The sequence below is a fragment of the Streptomyces sp. NPDC127092 genome, assembly GCF_042722475.1.
Lineage (GTDB): Bacteria > Actinomycetota > Actinomycetes > Streptomycetales > Streptomycetaceae > Streptomyces.
Genome location: NZ_JBHXFE010000312.1, coordinates 1 through 1,219, shown reverse-complemented (window position 1 = coordinate 1,219; position 1,219 = coordinate 1). Strand labels below are relative to the sequence as shown.

Below are 1,219 nucleotides of genomic sequence, written 5' to 3'. Positions count from 1 at the left end.
CTCTATCCCAGGTTGCCCCGCTCAAGATTGAAGAGCCTCTATTCTGTTCGTCCTGCGCACCGATATAACTTGGTGTGAGGTGCCGGCGGCCGAGCGGATCGGATACAGGGGCCGATGGGCCGTGGAGTTTCGGCAGGGAACTGAGGAAGCCCGCTACGCCTGGGGCGGCCCCGTTCTCATCGGTGACCACTCCTCATCGTCCGGCGAAGCCAGTCCAATCAACAAGATATCGAGGTAGCGCCGGGTTTCGGCGACGAATTGTTCGAGTATCGGGATTACGTCGTATGTCGTATCCCGGTAAGTAATTTGCACCCTCATCGCTGGACGCAGAATCATCTGGCTGACCATACGAATCGGCGCTCCCGCGTGGATGGCTCTGTCAACTCGATCTGGTTCTGGCCCACTTTCCGTGATGGTCCATCGTGGCGGCGTGTCGTTCCGGTGAGACGTGGAATGCGCGGGAGATGATCTTGCCGGTGTTCTGGAAGCTGTTGTGACCTGCGTGTTTTGCTTCCCCACCTGGTGGGTGTGGCGATCGATTCAATCGACGTCGCTGGGGGCGGGGTGAGCATTCGCGCATCCGCGCTGTCGGTGTCGGCGTCCTGCCCGGCCTGCGGTGACACCTCCGATCGGGTGCACAGCCGATACGAACGCACGGTGGCCGACACCGCGATCGGGAATCGGCCGAGTCGCCTCGTCCTGCGGGTACGGCGCTTCCTGTGTCTGACCGCCGACTGCGAGCGCCGCACCTTCGCCGAGCAGATCGACGGTGTGACCACGCGATATGCGCGACGCACCCCACTGCTGCGGGGAACCCTCGAAAGGATCGGGCTGGCGCTGGCCGGCCGCGCCGGAGCCCGACTGGCGACAACACTGGGCGTGCATGTCGGCCGCAGCACCCTGCTACGACTTGTCCGTGCGCTTCCGGACCCGCCGGCGGCAACGGTGGAGGTCCTCGGTGTCGACGACTTCGCCCTGCGCCGACGGCACCGATATGCGACCGTCCTGATCGACATGGCCACCCACCGGCCCGTCGACGTCCTCGCCGACCGGAAGGCCGACACCTTCGCCGACTGGCTGACCGCACACCCGGGCACGACCGTGGTGTGCCGCGATCGCGCCGGCGCGTACGCCGAAGGGGCGCGCACCGGAGCCCCCGGCGCGATTGAGGTTGCCGACCGCTGGCACCTGTGGCACCTATGGCCGACGCCGTCGAGAA

1 protein-coding gene is annotated in these 1,219 nt (G+C 65.6%); it reads left to right on the top strand.

All coding sequences use genetic code 11. The annotated features are described in order from the left end of the window. Positions 1-522 precede the first annotated feature (522 nt). The coding region (locus ACFWJO_RS39990) for an ISL3 family transposase (protein ID WP_386873242.1) at positions 523-1,219 on the top strand (697 nt) is incomplete at its 3' end.